This is a genomic window from Enterobacter sp. R4-368, from assembly GCF_000410515.1.
GTDB lineage: Bacteria > Pseudomonadota > Gammaproteobacteria > Enterobacterales > Enterobacteriaceae > Kosakonia.
On sequence record NC_021500.1, the window covers coordinates 1,476,824 to 1,495,778 of the forward strand.

General features: G+C 53.8%; 18 protein-coding genes and 2 tRNA genes. 10 read left to right on the forward strand and 10 right to left on the reverse strand.

Going from position 1 to position 18,955, the window contains the following annotated elements; all coding sequences use genetic code 11:
* Positions 1 to 143: 143 nt before the first annotated feature.
* Complete coding sequence (locus H650_RS06880; RefSeq protein WP_020454599.1) at positions 144 to 1,379, forward strand: ion channel protein; 1,236 nt, start codon at positions 144 to 146, stop codon at positions 1,377 to 1,379.
* On the opposite strand, the gene H650_RS06885 is transcribed toward H650_RS06880, so the two are convergent.
* Entirely contained in the window at positions 1,380 to 3,038 is a 1,659-nt protein-coding gene (locus tag H650_RS06885) for an alpha-keto acid decarboxylase family protein (RefSeq protein WP_020454600.1), read from the reverse strand.
* A gap of 172 nt (positions 3,039 to 3,210) precedes the next feature.
* Here H650_RS06885 and mgrA point away from each other — a divergent pair, with 172 nt between their 5' ends.
* Both mgrA and ypeC read left to right on the forward strand, forming a co-directional pair.
* Positions 3,211 to 4,209: an L-glyceraldehyde 3-phosphate reductase gene (gene mgrA / locus H650_RS06890; RefSeq protein ID WP_020454601.1), complete on the forward strand. Its 999-nt coding sequence runs from the start codon at positions 3,211 to 3,213 to the stop codon at positions 4,207 to 4,209.
* Between the two features lie 123 nt (positions 4,210 to 4,332).
* The gene (gene ypeC / locus H650_RS06895; protein ID WP_017458671.1) at positions 4,333 to 4,653 is read left to right on the forward strand and encodes a DUF2502 domain-containing protein YpeC; all 321 of its coding nucleotides are present in this window, start codon (positions 4,333 to 4,335) and stop codon (positions 4,651 to 4,653) included.
* A gap of 41 nt (positions 4,654 to 4,694) precedes the next feature.
* On the opposite strand, the gene H650_RS06900 is transcribed toward ypeC, so the two are convergent.
* A complete protein-coding gene (locus H650_RS06900; protein WP_044489435.1) occupies positions 4,695 to 5,933 on the reverse strand; it encodes an Nramp family divalent metal transporter in 1,239 nt (412 codons plus the stop codon).
* A 353-nt stretch (positions 5,934 to 6,286) separates the two neighbouring features.
* Between H650_RS06900 and H650_RS06905 the strand changes: the two genes are divergently transcribed.
* Positions 6,287 to 7,474 carry a NupC/NupG family nucleoside CNT transporter gene (locus tag H650_RS06905; RefSeq protein WP_020454603.1) on the forward strand — a complete coding sequence of 396 codons (1,188 nt, stop codon included), beginning with the start codon at positions 6,287 to 6,289 and terminating at the stop codon, positions 7,472 to 7,474.
* A 40-nt stretch (positions 7,475 to 7,514) separates the two neighbouring features.
* Here H650_RS06905 and H650_RS06910 read toward each other — a convergent pair whose 3' ends face one another.
* The 3 genes from H650_RS06910 to H650_RS06920 all read right to left on the reverse strand — a co-directional run bounded on the left by H650_RS06910 (position 7,515) and on the right by H650_RS06920 (position 10,110).
* On the reverse strand, positions 7,515 to 9,710 hold the full coding sequence (locus H650_RS06910) for a sensor domain-containing phosphodiesterase (protein WP_044489436.1): 2,196 nt from the start codon (positions 9,708 to 9,710) through the stop codon (positions 7,515 to 7,517).
* A 208-nt stretch (positions 9,711 to 9,918) separates the two neighbouring features.
* Positions 9,919 to 9,994, reverse strand: a tRNA-Ala gene (locus tag H650_RS06915).
* 40 nt (positions 9,995 to 10,034) lie between these two features.
* A tRNA-Ala gene (locus H650_RS06920) sits at positions 10,035 to 10,110 on the reverse strand.
* 220 nt (positions 10,111 to 10,330) lie between these two features.
* Here H650_RS06920 and H650_RS06925 point away from each other — a divergent pair.
* Positions 10,331 to 10,690, forward strand: a complete 360-nt coding sequence (locus tag H650_RS06925) for a YfeC-like transcriptional regulator (RefSeq protein ID WP_044489437.1) — start codon at positions 10,331 to 10,333, stop codon at positions 10,688 to 10,690.
* Between the two features lies 1 nt (position 10,691).
* The gene (locus H650_RS06930; RefSeq protein WP_020454606.1) at positions 10,692 to 11,084 is read left to right on the forward strand and encodes a YfeC-like transcriptional regulator; all 393 of its coding nucleotides are present in this window, start codon (positions 10,692 to 10,694) and stop codon (positions 11,082 to 11,084) included.
* A gap of 42 nt (positions 11,085 to 11,126) precedes the next feature.
* On the opposite strand, the gene H650_RS06935 is transcribed toward H650_RS06930, so the two are convergent.
* Both H650_RS06935 and H650_RS06940 read right to left on the reverse strand, forming a co-directional pair.
* Entirely contained in the window at positions 11,127 to 11,468 is a 342-nt protein-coding gene (locus H650_RS06935) for a RamA family antibiotic efflux transcriptional regulator (protein ID WP_020454607.1), read from the reverse strand.
* 38 nt (positions 11,469 to 11,506) lie between these two features.
* The gene (locus tag H650_RS06940) at positions 11,507 to 12,622 is read right to left on the reverse strand and encodes an MBL fold metallo-hydrolase (RefSeq protein ID WP_170956388.1); all 1,116 of its coding nucleotides are present in this window, start codon (positions 12,620 to 12,622) and stop codon (positions 11,507 to 11,509) included.
* Between the two features lie 177 nt (positions 12,623 to 12,799).
* On the opposite strand from H650_RS06940, the gene H650_RS06945 reads away from it, so the two are divergent.
* Together H650_RS06945 and H650_RS06950 are read left to right on the forward strand one after the other, a co-directional pair.
* Positions 12,800 to 13,390: a TetR/AcrR family transcriptional regulator gene (locus tag H650_RS06945; protein ID WP_020454609.1), complete on the forward strand. Its 591-nt coding sequence runs from the start codon at positions 12,800 to 12,802 to the stop codon at positions 13,388 to 13,390.
* Complete coding sequence (locus H650_RS06950; RefSeq protein WP_020454610.1) at positions 13,380 to 13,745, forward strand: MmcQ/YjbR family DNA-binding protein; 366 nt, start codon at positions 13,380 to 13,382, stop codon at positions 13,743 to 13,745. Before H650_RS06945 ends, H650_RS06950 begins: the two co-directional genes overlap by 11 nt.
* Here the strand turns inward: H650_RS06950 and H650_RS06955 are convergent.
* The gene (locus tag H650_RS06955) at positions 13,742 to 14,605 is read right to left on the reverse strand and encodes a helix-turn-helix transcriptional regulator (RefSeq protein ID WP_502690910.1); all 864 of its coding nucleotides are present in this window, start codon (positions 14,603 to 14,605) and stop codon (positions 13,742 to 13,744) included. The genes H650_RS06950 and H650_RS06955 overlap by 4 nt on opposite strands.
* A gap of 117 nt (positions 14,606 to 14,722) precedes the next feature.
* Here H650_RS06955 and H650_RS06960 point away from each other — a divergent pair, with 117 nt between their 5' ends.
* The gene (locus tag H650_RS06960; protein WP_020454612.1) at positions 14,723 to 16,147 is read left to right on the forward strand and encodes an MFS transporter; all 1,425 of its coding nucleotides are present in this window, start codon (positions 14,723 to 14,725) and stop codon (positions 16,145 to 16,147) included.
* Positions 16,148 to 16,213: 66 nt separating this feature from the next.
* Positions 16,214 to 17,011 carry a PhzF family phenazine biosynthesis protein gene (locus H650_RS06965; RefSeq protein WP_020454613.1) on the forward strand — a complete coding sequence of 266 codons (798 nt, stop codon included), beginning with the start codon at positions 16,214 to 16,216 and terminating at the stop codon, positions 17,009 to 17,011.
* On the opposite strand, the gene H650_RS06970 is transcribed toward H650_RS06965, so the two are convergent.
* Together H650_RS06970 and H650_RS06975 are read right to left on the reverse strand one after the other, a co-directional pair.
* Positions 17,000 to 17,869 (reverse strand): DMT family transporter, encoded by an 870-nt coding sequence (locus tag H650_RS06970; RefSeq protein WP_020454614.1) that lies wholly within the window; start codon positions 17,867 to 17,869, stop codon positions 17,000 to 17,002. The two genes, H650_RS06965 and H650_RS06970, sit on opposite strands and share 12 nt — an antisense overlap.
* Positions 17,870 to 17,943: 74 nt before the next feature.
* On the reverse strand, positions 17,944 to 18,924 hold the full coding sequence (locus H650_RS06975) for a LacI family DNA-binding transcriptional regulator (protein WP_044489438.1): 981 nt from the start codon (positions 18,922 to 18,924) through the stop codon (positions 17,944 to 17,946).
* Positions 18,925 to 18,955: the final 31 nt, after the last annotated feature.

Genomic DNA, 18,955 nt, shown 5'->3' on the forward strand with positions numbered 1-18,955 from the left:
GGCACACTGTAAATTCAAGGCGCTGTAACGACAACGACCATATCATGAGTGCCCCAGGATTATCGATCTTCGTCACAGATTACCTTAAAGGTTTCAGCCCGGTTGCATCCTCCGTTGCCAGGCTTCGTTACAAGGATAAAAAGATGCTCCATCCGCGTGCGAGAACGCTGCTGTTACTGGCGCTGCCTGCGCTCACTATTGGTGTCGCGTCGGGTCTGATATTAGCGCTGGTGATGAAAATCGCCGCCCTGCTGCAAACCGTGTTGTGGAGCGGCATACCGTGGCGGCTCGGCATCTCACCTGATTCCCCCTGGTGGATACTGATTGTTTTGACACTCACCGGCGTTGCTGTAGGCCTGGTTATCCGTTTCAGCACCGGTCATGGCGGGCCGGATCCGGCGACGGTGCCGCTGATTGGTTCGCCGGTTGCGGTCACCGCGCTGCCGGGGCTGACGCTGGCAATGATCCTCGGTCTGGCGGGCGGCGTAAGTCTTGGCCCGGAACAACCGGTGATGGTGCTGAATATCGCCCTTGCCGTTGCACTTGGCGCGCGCATTTTCCCGCGCGTTGCGCCGCTGGACTGGACAATCCTTGCCTCCGCCGGCACGCTCGGCGCACTGTTTGGCACGCCTGTGGCGGCGGCGCTTATCTTCTCGCAAACCCTGAAAACCAGTGAAGACGTGCCACTGTGGGATCGCCTGTTCGCCCCGTTGATGGCTGCCGCAGCAGGCGCGCTAACCACCAGCCTCTTTTCGCCACCGCATTTCACGCTGCCCATTCCCCATTATCCGCAGATGCATATAGTTGATATTTTTAGCGGTGCGGTCGTGACGCTGTTCGCCATTGCGCTGGGAATGGTGGCAGTCTGGTGTTTACCGCGTCTGCATCACTTAATGCATCGCCTGAACAACCCGGTGATGACGTTGGGGATTGGCGGCTTCCTGCTTGGCCTTCTGGGCATGGCTGGCGGCCACGTTACCTTATTTAAGGGGCTGGATGAGATGCAGCAGCTTGCATTTGCCCATACCTATACCGTTACCGATTACCTGTTGTTTGCCCTGGTGAAGCTCGCCGCGCTGGTGATCGCTGCCGCCTGCGGTTTTCGCGGTGGGCGTATTTTTCCGGCGGTGTTTGTCGGCGTGGCATTAGGCTTAATGCTGCATGAACATGTCGACGCCGTTCCGGCTGCGGTCACCGTTTCCTGTGCCGTATTAGGGCTGGTATTGGTTGTAACACGCGACGGCTGGCTGAGCCTGTTCCTGGCGGCCGTTGTCGTGCCGGATACCACCTTGCTACCGTTGCTGTGTATCGTGATCCTGCCCGCCTGGTTAGTGCTGGCCGGAAAACCGATGATGATTGTCCCACGGCGCAGTAAGTAACTACTCACTGTTACGCGTTTCCAGCGCATGGGTGACATCACGCAGCAGATCCGGCAAATCGGCTTGCGGCAACATCACTTCAATCAGCGCAAGCCGGTGGTGATGTGAAGCGGCTTCCAGTGCTTCCGCCAGTTGCACCGTTTCGCTAACACGCCAGCATTCGGCCTGGCAGTCATGGCTGAGCGCATGCGGGATATGTGTCCAGTTCCAGCGTGCAATATCGTTATAACGCTGATGCGCACCGTGGATCGCCCGCTCCACCGTGTAACCATCATTATTGAGCAATAAAATGATCGGCCGTTGCCCGTCACGCAGCATGGACCCCAGCTCCTGTATGGTGAGCTGCGCCGCACCGTCGCCGCTAAGCAAAATGACCCGCCGCTGCGGGCAGGCGGTTTGTGCGCCGAACGCGGCGGGCAGACAATAACCTATCGATCCCCACAGCGGCTGCGTCAGCATTTCAACCCCGGCTGGCAGACGCAGAGACGCCGCGCCAAAAGCTGCGGTTCCCTGATCGGCCAGTAAAATATCACCGGGGCGAATAAAAGCCTGCAGTGTTTGCCAGAATGTATGCTGATTTAAAATGCCGGAGTGATGCGGCGAATTGGCGGAGGGCGCGGGAACAGGGTCAAGCACGCAGCGTGGGTTATTGCGACAAACCGAAATCAGGATATTTACCGCCTCCTGCATCGTAATCCCGCTGAACCACTCTTCTTCTACCCGCGCCGCAAAGGGCTGGATATCAATCGTGCGCTCCACAGGTAACTGCTGGGTAAACCCGGCGGTGATGGTGTCCGTAAAACGCACGCCGACACACATTACCGCATCGGCACGCTCGATCGCCTCCCGCACCTGCGGCGGGCTGGCGGCACCGCTGTACGTGCCGACAAACCCAGGCTGCGTTTCATCAAACAAGCCTTTGCCCATTAACAACGTGGCGTGCGGGATGGGTGCATCCTTCATCCAGCACTGCAACATTTTCTGTACACCAAAGCGGTGAGCGAGAAAGTCCGCCAGCAGCGCAACTCGCCGGCTTTCGCTGAGCATCGCCTGTACACGTCGACGAAAGCTGTCCAGACGCCCTTCATTAGGCTGAAGCGGTGCGGGAGTGATAACGTTTACAGGCGGCGTTGCCGCCATTTTTGCCACATCGGCGGGCAACATCAGGTAACCGGGGCGAGATTCACTGAGCATCGTGCGGATCACACGGTCAATTTCATAGCAGGCGTTTTCTGCCGTTAACACCGCCTGCGCAGCGCTGATAGGTTCATACATGCGCCAGAAATGGCTGAAATCACCGTCACCCAGCGTGTGGTGCAAAAGTTCACCACGTTGCTGTACGCTGCGACAGGGTGCCCCCACGATCTGCAACACCCGCACATATTCCGCAAAGCTGCCCGCGACACCATTAATCGCACTTAACTCCCCCACGCCAAAGGTGGTTAGCAGCGCGCCCGCTCCCTGACAACGCCCGTAACCATCAGCAGCATAAGCGGCATTCAGTTCATTAGCACAGCCCACCCAATGCACCGCCGGATGCTGGATAACGTGATCAAGAAACTGCAGATTGTAGTCGCCCGGTACGCCGAAAAGATGATGAATACCGCAGCCAGCAAGCCTGTCCAGTAGGTAGTCGGCAACTGAATAATCGTTTTGCATTGCGCTACGTCTCCAAATACTGACACTTACCTGAGTATTGGAGAACTGTGATGAGAGTCCAGGATACGCGTCAGAGAGAAAGTGGAAAGCAAGCTTTACGGTACCTGGCGGTGTAAGCTCAGTGAATGTAAACGCATACACTAACGCTACGCTGATAAAAAGGAGTAACTGCATGGTTTATCTGGCTGATCCCGCACGCTATGAGAAGATGCACTACCATCGCTGCGGCGAGAGCGGGTTAAAGCTGCCGGCAATTTCGCTTGGGTTGTGGCACAACTTCGGTGATACCACTTTGCTGGAAAATAGCCGCCAGTTGTTGCGGCATGCCTTTGATCTGGGTATTACCCATTTTGATCTGGCCAATAACTACGGGCCGCCGCCGGGCTCCGCAGAGCGCAATTTCGGCCGGATTTTGCAGGAGGATTTCCTGCCCTATCGTGATGAACTGATTATCTCAAGTAAAGCCGGTTATACCATGTGGGACGGGCCTTACGGCGACTGGGGGTCACGTAAATATCTGATTGCCAGTCTTGACCAGAGCCTGCGCCGCATGGGGCTGGAGTATGTTGATATCTTCTACCACCATCGCCCGGATCCCGAGACGCCGCTGCAAGAAACCATGCGCGCACTGGACCATATTGTGCGCCAGGGCAAAGCCCTGTACGTCGGGCTTTCCAACTACCCGGCAGCGCAGGCGCGCGAAGCTATCGATATCCTTAATGATCTTGGAACACCGTGTCTTATCCATCAGCCGAAATACTCACTGTTTGAACGCTGGGTCGAAGCCGAATTGCTCGATGTGTTGCAGGAAAAAGGCGTCGGCAGTATTGCGTTCTCACCGCTGGCTGGCGGGCAACTGACCGACCGTTATCTGCACGGCATTCCCCCCGATTCCCGCGCCGCCAGCGGCAGCCGTTTTCTCAACCCGGAGCAGATTACCGATGAAAAGCTCGCGACCGTTCGTGCGCTGAATGCAGTGGCGGAACGGCGCGGACAGAAGTTATCGCAGATGGCGCTGGCCTGGGTGCTGCGTAACGATCGCGTCACTTCGGTGCTGATTGGTGCCAGTAAAACCAGCCAGCTTGACGATGCGGTCGGCATGCTGGCAAACCGCCATTTCACCACGACTGAAAGCGATGAGATCGACGCCATTCTCAGTGGCGCAAAATAACCGCAAATTTAGCAAAAAATGCTGCCATTGATGATTTAGGAGTTCCGCCAATAATACGGGGTTTAGCCGCCCCGTAATATTGTTGTAACAGGCCGTTTCGGCCCGATCGTGAAGGAGAAGAGTATGTTCAGGTCACTGATTCTGGCAGCTGTGTTAATGGCTTCTGCGCCGCTGGTCGCAAATGCTGGCGAAATCACCCTGTTGCCATCTGTGAAATTACAAATTGGCGATCGCGATAATTACGGTAACTACTGGGACGGCGGCCGCTGGCGCGACCGTGACTACTGGGGCCGCAACTATGAGTGGCGCGGCAACCGCTGGTATAAACATGATCGCGGCTGGCATCGCGGCTGGGACAAACAGAACGCGTATGAACGCGGTTACCGTGAAGGCTGGCGCGACCGCGACGATCATCGTGGCCATGGCCGGGGACATCACCACTAATTCAAAAAAAGGAGCGCGAGCGCTCCTTTTTCTCATGCTATTTACAGACCTGCCGCACTGCCGATTAACAGCCAGCCATTCAAACTGACCACCAGCACCACAATCACCCAGCCAACCCGTTTAACCATTGGCGTATTGACTAACTCGCCCATTAATTTGTGGTTACTGGTGAAAATCAGCAGTGGCACCAGCGCCAGCGCGATGCCGAAACTCAGCAGCACCTGGCTCATGACAAGGATCCTCGTCGGATCCAGCCCCAGCCAGATAACAATAAACGACGGCATCATGGTGATGGTGCGCCGCACCCACAGAGGTATATGAAAACGCACAAACCCCTGCATCACCACCTGCCCGGCCAGAGTCCCCACGACCGTTGAAGAAAGCCCCGCCGCTACCAGGCTAAGACCAAAAATGGTCGCTGCGGCATGGCTTAATAACGGCTCAAGCGTCAGGTACGCCTGGTCGAGATCGGCAACACCGGTGTGACCGTTAAAATGGAACGCCGCTGCCGCTGTCGCCATCATCGCCAGGTTTACAAATCCGGCGATAGTCATGGCGATACCCACATCCCATTTGGTGGCGGAATAACGCTCGCGCTGAGTGCCCTGGTGCAGATGCTGCGTCAGAGACGAGTGCAGATAAATGACATGCGGCATAATAGTCGCGCCCAGTACGCCAGCTGCAAGGAACACTGCTTCACTACCCGGCAAACTCGGGATCACAATGCCTTGCGCCAGCTGGGCCAGTTTCGGCTGAGAAAAAACCAGCTCAACAATATAAGCCGCAGCGACAAACAGCAGCAGGCCGCCTATCACTTTCTCCAGCGGTTTTTGCCCCCGCCGCTGTAACATCAAAATCAAGAATGTCGCCACGCCAGTAAGCACCGCACCTTGCAGTAACGAAACGCCGAGGATGAGCTTAAACCCGATGGCAGCACCGATAAACTCCGCCAGATCGGTTGCCATGGCGATAATTTCCGCCTGCACCCAGTAGAACCACACCAGCGGGCGCGGATAGTGATCGCGGATCTGCTCTGCGAGGTTCTTCCCGGTGGCAATCCCCAGCTTGGCGGAAAGCAGCTGGATCAACATCGCCATAATATTGGCCCAGACCACCACCCACAGCAGTTGGTAGCCAAAACTGGCGCCCGCCTGAATATTGGTAGCGAAGTTGCCCGGGTCGATATAACCGATAGCAGCAATAAACGCCGGTCCCATTAAGGCAAACCGTAATTTGCGCGCTGCACGCCCATTACTATTCTCAACGCGACTACTGTTCATTTATTGCCCCTAAATATAGCCTTTGCTATGTTTTATGCTACCAAAATGAGAATGATTATCAAGTTCATTTAAATGGGTTTACCTGATTTCTCTGATAGCCAGAAACAATAGAAGGGTTGAATGTCAAGGATGGTGACGGCGACAACAGCATTTGCCGCAGCGTTATGTTAAGAGTCTAGCAGTATGACGCAACTTTTCACGCTTTTACTTAACATAACAGAAATGTATGTTGGATCACTAATTTTGAGTCTGGTCACAGGTCATTAATATAGTGTGTGTTTGATCTCGTTTTCTTTTGTCTTGTTACATAGAATGTGCACGAAATTCCTACCCGTCTCATATTTGGAGCAAATATGTCCCGCGTTTTGCACTTTGTCCTGGCGCTTGCTGTTGTGGCGCTGCTTGCCCTGCTCGTAAGCAGCGATCGCAAGAAGATCCGCATTCGTTTTGTTATTCAACTGCTGGTGATTGAAGTTTTACTGGCCTGGTTCTTCCTGAACTCTGATATTGGCCTCGGCTTCGTTAAAGGCTTCTCCGAGATGTTCGAAAAACTGCTCGGTTTCGCCAACGAAGGTACTAACTTCGTCTTCGGTAAAATGAATGATGAAGGTCTGGCGTTCTTCTTCCTGAAAGTGCTGTGCCCGATTGTCTTCATTTCTGCTCTGATTGGCATTCTGCAACACATTCGTGTGCTGCCGATCATTATCCGCGCCATCGGTACGGTGCTGTCCAAAGTGAACGGTATGGGCAAACTGGAGTCGTTTAACGCTGTTAGCTCCCTGATTCTGGGACAGTCTGAAAACTTCATTGCTTACAAAGACATTCTCGGCAAAATGTCCCGCAACCGCATGTACACCATGGCAGCGACCGCCATGTCGACTGTTTCGATGTCCATCGTCGGTGCGTACATGACCATGCTCCAGCCGAAATATGTTGTTGCGGCGCTGGTGCTGAACATGTTCAGTACCTTTATTGTGCTGTCGATTCTCAACCCGTACCGCGTGGATGAGAGCGAAGAAAACCTGCAAATGGCGAAGCTGCACGAAGGCCAGAGCTTCTTTGAAATGCTGGGTGAATACATTCTGGCGGGCTTCAAAGTTGCCATTATTGTTGCGGCAATGCTGATTGGTTTTATCGCCCTGATTTCCGGCCTGAACGCACTGTTCGCCGCCGTGCTGGGCATCTCCTTCCAGGGAATTCTGGGCTACATTTTCTATCCGATTGCCTGGGTGCTGGGCGTACCGGCTCACGAAGCGCTGCAGGTTGCCAGTATCATGGCCACCAAACTGGTTTCGAATGAATTTGTGGCGATGATGGATCTGCAGAAAATCGCAGCTAACCTCTCTCCGCGTTCAGAAGGCATCCTGTCCGTGTTCCTCGTGTCCTTCGCGAACTTCTCGTCTATCGGCATTATCGCCGGTGCGATCAAAGGCTTGAATGAAGAACAAGGTAACGTGGTTTCCCGTTTCGGTTTGAAACTGGTGTACGGCTCCACGCTGGTGAGCGTGCTGTCTGCGGCTATCGCCGCGCTGGTTATCTGATTGTCATAGGCTAAAAAAACCGGGGATTTTCCCGGTTTTTTTATTCAGCTTTAGCCAGCGGCTGCGGTTTACCCAGCAAATAGCCCTGCAAATAATCGACGCCAGCATTCAGCAATAACTCGCGCTGCGCTTCATTCTCCACATACTCCGCAACAACAGTCAGCGATTTGGCCTTCGCCAGTTCGCATATCGCTTTGACGATCATCGCATCCTGCTTGTCCTGTAAAATATCCCGGATAAAACAGCCATCGATTTTGAGGATATCCGCCTGCAGCCCTTTTAAACGTTCGAAGTTGGCATAGCCAGTGCCAAAGTCATCAATCGCGATTTTGAATCCTGCTTTTCGCAACTGCTTCATATTTTGGATACTCGCTTCTGAATTAGAGAAGGCCTGCTCTTCCGTTATCTCAATAATTACCTGCCGCGGAGAGACGGCATAACGCGCGAAAAGAGCCAGAAATTGTGTAGCAAACTCTTTTTGCATCAGGGTAAGCGGCATTAAATTCACAGAATAACGTGCCGAATCGCCAGGCTCAGGATGCGCCTGCATCCACTGGAGCAGGCACTCTATAACCTGCATATCAAACCGTGCACCAAGGTTGAACTGGGCAATAACGGGAATAAAAACATCTGGCGTAATAAATTCGCCATCAACAACCAGCCGTGTGAGGACTTCCTGGTAGCCGCGCCCTTCGGCATTCACAATCGGCTGGCCATAGAGAACAATGCCATTTTCATCCAGCGCACACTTCACCTTGTTTAGCTGTAACACGCGCTCCGTAGTCTGGTCGGTAACCTCTTGCAAGCTGTTTGTAAGAGCCAGAACCTGATGATCCGCACTAGCTTGTTCTGAAAGCCAGCTTAACTGGCCCAACGTGTGGTGCAGTTCTTCGCCCGAGCCCTGTAATTCCCCCCAGGACGCGCCGAACTCAATATCCAGGGCGGTATTGTTCCAGTAAATACGGCGACTGTTCAGGTAATCCAGAATATGGTGTAAGCGCGATAATATTTCCGGCCCATTGAGTATTAACAATAACTCGCTGCCCGGAAGCTGAAAAAAACGTTCACCGTTATGTAACAGAGGCTGAAGTTCGTGGGTGATGCTGCGTTTCACATGAACACGCATCATCAGGCCAAAATGGCGGCTGAGGAACTCCAGATTTTTCATATACAGACAGCACACCACACTGTTTGGCTGCTGTTCCATCTGTTGTTCAAGCGCGCGCAAATTGGGCAAACCCGTTAAGGGATCGCTCATCGCCTGCACCTCCCAGCGCGCTTTCAACCACTCGCTACGGTTAAAAACGCGCATCATATAAAGCATGCAGATGGTGAAGCTGATAAAAACGGACATGACAAATGCCAGGGAATAATCGGAACGCACGCCATGTAGGAAATTATCGTTGTATGCCAGTAGCATAAACGCCGCAATATCCCAGCTTAATAACAACAACGTTGTACTTAACTTGCTGATGCCAAAGGTGAAAAGAATAAAAACAATGGGCACTAAATAGCCAGCAATATAATCATTTTTATATGGAATACATAAAATAGTAACAATAACGACCAGCGAAAAAATCCAACCTAATGTAAATACACGATTCTTTTTTGAAAAACACGGTTCAATGCTTCTTAACCATAATGCACGGGCAAAGCGTGGATTGAGGATCATCCGTAAAAAGTAATAGGCACAGGTGGTAAAAATAATCGCAGAGCAAATCAGGCTTTGAATATCAATGATAGAATAAATAACTGATGCAGGGCCAAAATAATTAGACAAACTAAATGGATAGTTAAACCAAACGCCAGCAGTATACATCGAAATTTTTATACCTATGGGGGCAATAACACCTAACCACAGGATACGAGTGCCCATGTCTTTAGCTCTGTTTGTTAGGCTATACCGCCAGCGGGAGCCTAGTTGCCAGCGAACCACACCGCAGAACAGAAACACAAAAAACAACTGACAAAACAAAAGCACTGCTGCCTCGGCAAAAGATAAATGAAAAAAAGCTTCATTTACCAGAGCAAAACCAATAATAACAGGCAGTATTCCGTGCCGTCCGAATAAAAAAATTATTGCCAGCGCTACACTTAACGGCAACCAGGCAAGATAAACCTCACTGGCGTCAACAAGAGTAACAGGAGAAATAAAACGGGAAAGAGAGGTAGCTACCAGGCATAAAATTAACGCGAGGAAGAATTTTCTTATCGCACTGTATAGATTATGTTTCATCAGTATTAATGAAATGCTCTGGGCTGGTCAAAAAATGAAGAGCCGAGATAATAGGTTTATTTATTAAGCGAATCAAGTAAGCAGCGGCTCGAATAACCGCCATTACTGACGCTTCACCGGATGTTTGCTTATTAATGTATAGCAGAAAGAATTAACACAGCGCGGAATAAAACGAAAAACCCCCGCGTAAACGCGAGGGTTTGAATTTTGGTGGAGCTAAGCGGGATCGAACCGCTGACCTCTTGCATGCCATGCAAGCGCTCTCCCAGCTGAGCTATAGCCCCACAATATGCCTTATGCGCCAATTCCGTTGGGTGCGGAATTTGGTGGAGCTAAGCGGGATCGAACCGCTGACCTCTTGCATGCCATGCAAGCGCTCTCCCAGCTGAGCTATAGCCCCATCGCGTAAAGCGTGTCGTGTTGACGGGCGGCATAATATGAATTCCCTTGCCAGGTGTCAACGGCAAAATCGCGCCGCATTATTCAATCGCTGAAAAAGCATGCAAATGAAAGACATTGCGAACGCCCTCGCAGCCAGTAGTTAAACATGTCACATTTTCCCCTAAAATGGTGCTATAACATAAACCATTAATTACCCTTACAACAATTCGGGAAATTACATGCTCAAGGAACGAATGACGCCAGAAGAGTTGGCAAGCCTTACAGGATATAGCCGACAAACCATCAATAAATGGGTGCGCAAAGAAGGCTGGGTTACATCACCAAAACCCGGCGTACAAGGAGGTAAAGCCCGTCTGGTCCATGTAAATGAACAAGTCCGCGCATTTATTCGCAGCGCACAGCGCACTGAAGACCAACCAAAAGCCACACTTACCGCCAGCGATACCTCACTCGAGGCATTATTAATCCGGCTGGCAAAAGAGATGACAGACGCGGAGCAAAAACAACTCTCTTCGCTTTTATTACGCGACGGCATTACCGGCTTGTTGCAACGTCTGGGGCTCCGCGATCAAAAATAATATGATGAAATTACCTAACAAAATGACCACCGAAGAATTAGCGGAGTTTCTCGGCGTCGCCAGACAGACGGTAAATCGTTGGATCCGCCAGCAAGGTTGGACAACAGAACCGTTACCCGGTGTAAAAGGCGGTCGAGCCAGGCTGATTCACATTACGAAAGAGGTGCGCAGTTTCATTATGAAAACGCCCTCTATGCGCCATCATAATTCTTCCTATTCTATTGCCGAACCCGCGCCTGTTTACGCCAGCGGAAATAGCGCGCTGCATGAAATAATCAAAGTACTGCAAAATATGACCGCAGAGGAACAAAAACAGCTTTCAACGCTGCTGGCGCGCGAAGGTATTAGCGGGCTTTTAAGCCGTTTAGGCATTGAGAAAACGCTGGCAGAATAAAAAAACGGCCTTATGCAGGCCGATTTTTTTATCTGTTTTCCATCAATGGGTATGCTGATGATTCTCCCGCCGGTACGCACCCGGCGGCTGATTAAAGGTGCGGGTAAAGATGCGCGTAAACGTCTGCTGCGAATCAAAACCGTACTTCAGGCAAATGTCGTAAACCTTCTGATCGGTATTACGTAAATCGCGCGCAGCGAGAGATAATTTGCGCGTGCGAATATAGCGCCCCAGACTCTCCCCTTTATAGTGCAAGAAAAGCCGTTGCAGATGCCATTTGGAATAGCCCGCATGCGCTGCAATATCATCAATACGTAATGGTTGATGGAGATTGTCGTCGATCCACTCGACGATGGTGTCGATAACCTGAGCGGAAATAGTCATACTGCGATCCCCCTCTGCTCTTCGATTAATAAACGGGTTTATTCCCACCAGGCGCGGAAAACTTGCGCAGTGTCAGCCGCAAGCACCGGTTCGCCCAGCCTCGGTGTCAGTAAGCGATAGCTTTTGTCCCGGCTTGCTGCCGCCAGCCGTTTGTACGGATCGTCCCAGGTATGTTTTGCCAACACAAAACGCCCCGCATGGCCCGGCAGAACCGCGCGAGCGTTAAGTTCCTGAGCTGCCAGCGCAGTCTCTTCCGGCATCATATGAATGTACTTCCAGTCTTCGTCGTACTGACCATTTTCCATAATCGCCAGGTCAACCACGCCAAACTGTTCACCAATCGCTTTGAAATGCGGGCCATAGCCGCTATCGCCACTGTAATAAACGTTTTGCGTGGCGGTCGTGAACATAAAGCTGGCCCACAATGTCTGATTACGTTTCAGACCGCGCCCGGAAAAGTGGCGCGCAGGTAAAACGTGCACAGCCAAATCGTCGCTCACCACCACTTTCTGCTGCCAGTCAGCTTCCTGAATGATTGCCGGATCCATTCCCCAGTAACGCAGGTGCGAACCCACACCGAGTGGCGTCACCACTTTTTTGATTTTCGGCATCAGCGCCTTGATTGTGGCGTAATCCAGGTGGTCATAGTGATCGTGCGAAATAATCAGCAGATCGATCTCCGGCATATTTTGCGCCGTCCAAAGATCGTTACCGGCAAACGCCTTATTGAGAAATGAAAATGGCGCCGCGTAATTACTCAGGATCGGATCGATCAGAATGCGCTTGCCCGCCAGTTGCAAATACCAGGACGAATGCCCCATCCACACCAGCGTATCCTGTTCAAGCGGCAGGCTGGCCAGATCGGTGTTCACCGTCGGTAACGGTTGCTGTGGACGCGCGTTCTCGCGTTTAGTGACCAGAAAATCCCACCATGCTGCCAGCATATTTTTCTTTCCGGTAAAACCGGGAGTCGGCAACTGGTTTTGAAACTTCCCGTCACGATAATGCGGTGATTTTTCGACTTCAGTAAGCTGTTCGCCCTGCGGGAGTTGGCCAAATCCGGCATTCAGAACAAAAGGTAAACTTGCGGCAGAGGCAACGAGCATAACAAGAACCACGCTGAAAATGAGACGCTTCATATCCTGACCCGACAAAATCGATCCATTCCGTAGATACGACGCTGGTTAAACTTGATTATGAGTGAGTAAGCACTCATTATAGAAAGCAACGCTCAACCGTCAAGATCATTTTTTTTCTATGACATTCGACGTTGCAGCGTTACAGAGGGCATGTTTCAATCGTGGTTTTTACAATCTGAGAGGAAAAGTGTAGTGGCTCGTCCAAAGAGTGAAGATAAAAAACTGGCGTTACTGGAAGCGGCTACCGAAGCCATTGCACAGTCGGGGATCGCTGCCTCCACCGCGTTAATCGCCCGCAATGCGGGTGTTGCGGAAGGGACGCTGTTTCGCTACTTCGCCACCAAAGACGATCTGCTCAACGCACTTTACCTGCATCTGAAAAGCGATCTGTGCGGCACCATGCTGGCGAATATTGATCTCTCGATCAACGACTCCAGGCACCACACGCAATGCATCTGGAACAGCTATATCGACTGGGGCATCCGCCACCCGAATGGCCACTGCGCCGTACGCCAGATTGCTGTCAGCGACAAACTCACCGACGCAACCCGCCAGCAAGTCGCGGAAATTTTTCCGGAGCTGCATGAGTTATGCCATCGTTCGGTACGGCCGGTGTTTCTGACCGATGAATACTCCCCTTTTGGCGATGCGATTTTCCTGTCGATGGCGGACACCACGATCACTTTCGCCAGCCGGGATGCTTCTCGCATCACCGATTTTAAGCGCCTTGGCTTCGAAGCCATGTGGCGTGCGCTGGCCATTGAGGAAAATAATGGACAGTAAAACCCTGCAAGCGAGCGCGCACCGTATTGCGCTCGAACTGCCCTTCACCGAACATTGCTGGCCGTTTGGGCCGGAACATGACGTGTTCAAAGTGTGCGGGAAGATTTTTATGATGACCACCACCGCGCACGGCAGGCCGATGGTGACGATGAAAGCCGAGCCGCAAAAATCGCTGCTCAACCAGCAGATCTACCCCAGCATTGAGCCGGGGTATCACATGAACAAAAAACACTGGATCTCGGTATTCGCTGGCGACGACATCGACGAATCGCTGCTCGCGTTCCTGATTCAGGAATCATGGAACCGCGTGGTCGACGGCTTGCCGCGCAAAGATCAAAAACGTCTGCGCCCTTAAGCGTTTTCCGCCAGCCAGTTCAACGCCTTTTCACCGGCCTCATCCACCGGCAGATAAACCAGCAGCCGCGAGCCGTTACGCGGTGCTGAGTACCAGTACATTTGCTGAAGTGAAAACTCGCCTAACTGCGGATGGTTAAAGATTTTTACCTTATTTTCCACACCGCGCACGTCCAGATGCTTGCGCCACAACGCTTCAAATTCCGCAGAAGCCGCACAAAACCGCGCCAGCTTCGCTTCCCACACCGCATCGCCCCGGTGCTCGGCCATGGCCGCGCGGAAATAGGCGACAAAGGTCTGTAACACGCTCTCATCATAGCCGAGCCGGGTACGCCATTGCGGGTGGGTGAGATAAAGATAAATACAGTTGCGATCATCGTCGGGGATTTCGCTGAAATTAACCCCCATCAGGCGCTCAAAACCGGCATTCCACGCCACAATGTCAAAGTTGGTTTTCTGAATACTGGCCGGTTGCGGCAGCAGGCTATCCAGCAAACGCCGGGTGCCTTCACTGATGCCTTCACACTGCGGCGTATTCAGCGCTTCCGTTGGCGTTAGCCCGGCCAGCAAAAACAGATGGCGGGTTTCCGTTGGCGAACACTGCAAAGCAGCGGCAATCGCCTGCAACACGGTAGCGGAAGGATTGACGTCCCTGCCCTGTTCAAGCCAGGTATACCAGGTGACACCCACATCCGCCAGCAGCGCCACCTCTTCACGCCGCAGCCCCGGCGTGCGCCGACGCGTACTGCGCGGCAACCCCAGCCGCTGCGGATCGAGGCTTTCCCGCCGCGCACGTAAAAACGCACCAAGCTGTTTGCGGTTCTCATCGAGCACCGTCAGTTCCGGGATCTTTTCGACCATCGACGTCATAACCATCTCCAGCATGGTAGTGCCAGTACCAGTATAGGCAAGAACTGGTACCCGTTTTTCTGTTAAGCGATGCTACGTCCATCCGATGAATGACGCAATGGAGTTCCCATGAAAACGTCTGCTGTTTCTCCGGGCCGGGCAGGCCTGATCCTTCTACTGACCGGGCAGATGCTGCCATTGATTGACACCTCAATTACCAATGTCGCGCTCGACTCCATCACCCTGTCGCTGCACACCACCGCCACACAGCTGGCGCTGATTGTCGCGCTGTACGGCGTGGCTTTCGCCGTCTGTCTGGCGATGGGCAGTAAACTGGGGGATAACCTCGGTCGCCGGCGTGTGTTTCTATGGGGCGTTGCCCTGTTTGGTATCGCTTCGCTGTTGTGCGGGCTGGCAAATTCGGTCTCCGCATTGCTTGGCGCGCGAACACTGCAAGGCATGGGTGCGGCGTTGATTGTGCCGCAGATCCTTGCAACGTTGCATGTCACGCTAAAAGGCACAGCCCACGCGCGCGCCATCAGTCTCTACGGCGGTATTGGCGGCGTGGCGTTTATCATCGGGCAGATGGGCGGCGGCTGGCTGGTCTCAGCCGATATCGCCGGTCTTGGCTGGCGTAACGCCTTTTTTATCAATGTGCCCATTTGCCTTCTGGTGCTGGCGCTCAGCCGCCGCTATGTGCCGGAAACGCAAAACGAAACGCGCACGCGAATCGACTGGCAAGGCACGATCGCCCTTGCGATGATCCTCTGCTGCCTGCTGTTCCCGCTGGCGCTTGGCCCGGAGCTGCACTGGCCCTGGGAAACGAAAGCCGCGCTGCTGGCGCTGATTCCGCTGGCATGGTGGATGCGCACCAGCGCACTGAAACAGCAACAAGCGGGTTTAATCCCGCTGCTACCGCCACGCTTACTCAAGCTGCACAGCATCCGTTTCGGGCTGCTGATTGCGTTGCTGTTCTTTAGCGCGTGGTCGGGTTTTATGTTCTGTATGGCGCTCACGTTGCAAGCAGGAATGGGCATGACGCCGTACCAGTCGGGCAACAGCTTTGTCGCGCTGGGCGTCGCCTATTTTGTCTCTGCCTGGTATGCGCCCAAAATGATTGGTCGCTATACCATGCGCACCATTTTACTCACCGGGCTGATAATCCAGGTAAGTGGCCTGCTGGCATTAATTGCTACCCTGCAGCTCTCCGGGAGGACGGTGGGTGCGCTGGCGCTCGCGCCGTCTACCGCGCTGATTGGCTATGGCCAGGCGCTGATCGTAAATAGCTTTTACCGCATCGGCATGCGCGATATCACCACCCAGGATGCGGGCGCAGGTAGCGCCCTGCTTAGCACGTTGCAACAAGCGACACTCGGCCTGGGTCCGGCGGTGCTCGGTGGGTTGTTTTTGCATCTTGTCGGCCAGTCGCAAGGCAACTACAGCACGGCGCTGAGTGGTTTTCTGGCAACAGAAGTGGTGATGATGCTGGTACTGGCCGCAGCGGCAGTGAGCGCACGCCATCAACTGGCGCCGCGCTGCCCGGCTAACTCCTGATTCGCGCTATCCGCAGGCGTAAAAAGGGGATAATGTTATCTCCTTGTTAACAAAGGGAGCGCCGTAGTGGAACTTGATATTTACCAGGTGGACGCGTTCAGTACGCGTCCTTTTTCCGGTAACCCGGCAGCGGTATGCATGACACCGCAGGGGCTATCTGCCGCATTAATGCAGCAGATAGCCGAAGAGATGGCGGTATCCGAAACCGCGTTTTTAAACCTTGCGGACAATAACCTGCGCTGGTTTACGCCGCAGGCCGAAGTCGATTTATGCGGCCACGGCACGCTGGCAACCGCACATATTCTGCGCCAGAACGGGCGGCTTGCCGAAGGCGATGCCATCACCTTTCACACCCTTTCCGGCCCGCTGACGGCAACCGCCGCAGCGCAGGGCATTGAGCTTGATTTCCCGCTACTGACGCCGCACATGCAGCCCGAAGCGCCAGCGGAATTACTCAAGGCACTCCGACTGGCGCATGAACAGGTGAGTGGTTACGGTTTGTTCGGCACGAAGCAACTGGTGGTGGTCGAGGATGCGCAATTAATTTACGCACTCACGCCTGATTTTGCGGCGCTTCGCACCTTGCCAGGCCGCGGCGTGGCAGTCACCGCGCCCGGTCAGGATGAGTATGATTGCGTCTCGCGCTACTTCGCCCCGTGGGTGGGGGTGAATGAAGATCCGGTGACCGGCTCCGCGCACTGTGCGCTGGCGGCCTACTGGTCGGCGCGGTTGGGTAAGCGCTCGCTTACCGCCTTCCAGGCCTCACCGCGCGGCGGCGTTTTAGCGCTGGCGCTCAGGGAAAATGGGCGCGTGCTGATCGGTGGCGGTGCGCATACGGTGCTGGCCGGCACGTTACGGCTTTGACGGTAGACGCGCAATCATCCGCCAGCGGAACCAAATCTGCGCCAGCAGGATCAACACGCCGCCAAGGATTTTTTGCAGCGGTAAGCGCTCACCGTACCAAATCGAAGCGGCGATCACCGTCAGTAAGGGTTCCAGCACCATAATGATGGCAGCGCTGGCGACGGCAGCATATTTTTGCCCTTGCAGCTGCAGGCCAAACCTGAGGCTTGTGGCAATTAAAATGCTCGCCGCCAGCCACATCGCCGTGGTGCTGGTAAAGGGTTGAGTCCAGGACTCAAACAGCGCAGAAATCACCAGCCCGGCAATACCGGTGATCGCAAGCTGTACCGCCGTGAGCGGCAGCAGCGGCACTTCTCTGGCACAGCGGCTGGTGTAGCAAAAATAGATCGACTGCACGAACGCCGTCAGCAAAAACCAGCCCTGGCTGGCATGAAACGTGATGGGCATGTGCAGGCTCAGCAGCGCTAACCCAATAATGGCGACCGGCAAACACTCCCAGTAGGCGCGCGCCGGACGGTTTTTTAGCATCACCCAGGCCACCAGCGGCACAAACAGCATCGACAGGCTCATGATAAATGCCCCCTCGCCCAGCGATGGCGTGGTCGATACCGACCAGATCCACAGGCAAAGGTTGAGCGCCATCCATACGCCGCTTATCACCACCTGACGCACTTTTTCCAGCGCGATGCGTTGCCCGCGGCAAAACGGCAGCAGCACCAGCGCCGCGCCAAAAAAGCGCAGCCCAAGAAAGGCGAAAACCGGCATTCCGCTAATGGCTTCGCGCGAGAAAATCCACCCGCAGGCGGCGATAAGTGTGGTCAGAACCAGAAATAAATCAGCTTGTCGTTGCCGGGTCATGGCAAGGCTCCCTGAGCAATAAAAAAGCCAGCGCGACGGCTGGCGAAATCTTTACACACATCATGCCTGAAATGTCAGGCGCTGGCGCGGGAAATATAACGCCAGTCCATGATTACGCTTTCTGGCGGGCTGTCCGGGTTATCAATGCGGTTCAGCAACAGCCGTACGGCTTCGCGCCCCATCGCCTGTGAAGGTTGCTCGATAGTGCTGAGCGGCGGCGTAACCATTTCTGCCAGTTCAGTGCCATCGAAACCGACCACCGCGATATCCTGCGGCATTGTCAGCCCGGCTTCATGGATCGCCAGCAGCGCCCCGGCGGCCAGCGTATCGGAAACGGCAAACACCGCGTCCGGGCGTTGCGGCGCATTAAGCAGTTGCTGCATCGCGGTTTTCCCGGCGCTGAAACTCAAATCGCGGGCGTACGCCACATTTTCATAGCGCAGGCGTTTTGCCTGTAAACCGCTCCGGTAGCCGCGTTCACGCAGCCGGGCATATTTATAGCTCAGATCGTGGTTAATCATGGCAATGCGCTGGCAGCCGCGCTCAACTAAGCGGTCAATCACGCAGCAGGCGGCGTCGACATCGTTAATGCCGACGCAGGAGACGTCGCCGTTATCGGCGTATTCGGCGCATTGCACCCAGGGCGCGGCGCCAATCATGGTGGACAGCTCCGGCAATTTCGCACACGCATCCATGGTGATGATGCCGTCAACAATCTTGCCCGACAGCAATTTGAGTGCTGAGCGCGAGCGCGCCATGTCCGCACCGGAGTTACACAACAGGATGCGGTACCCGTTTTTTTCCGCCTCTTCTTCGATGCCCTTCACCACTTCGGCGCAAAACGGGTTACCAATGTTAGAGACCAACACCAGAATCATTGAGCTGCGCGCGGTGCGCAACTGGCGGGCTAATAAGTTGGGTTGGTACTGGCACGCCTTGATGGCCTGCAATACGCGTTCACGATTTTTCGGTTTCACGGATTCGCTGTTATTCAGCACACGTGAAACCGTTGCTACGGAAACGCCCGCCATCCTGGCAATTTTCTGAATGGACATAACAACAATATATTCTGCGATTGGCCATAAG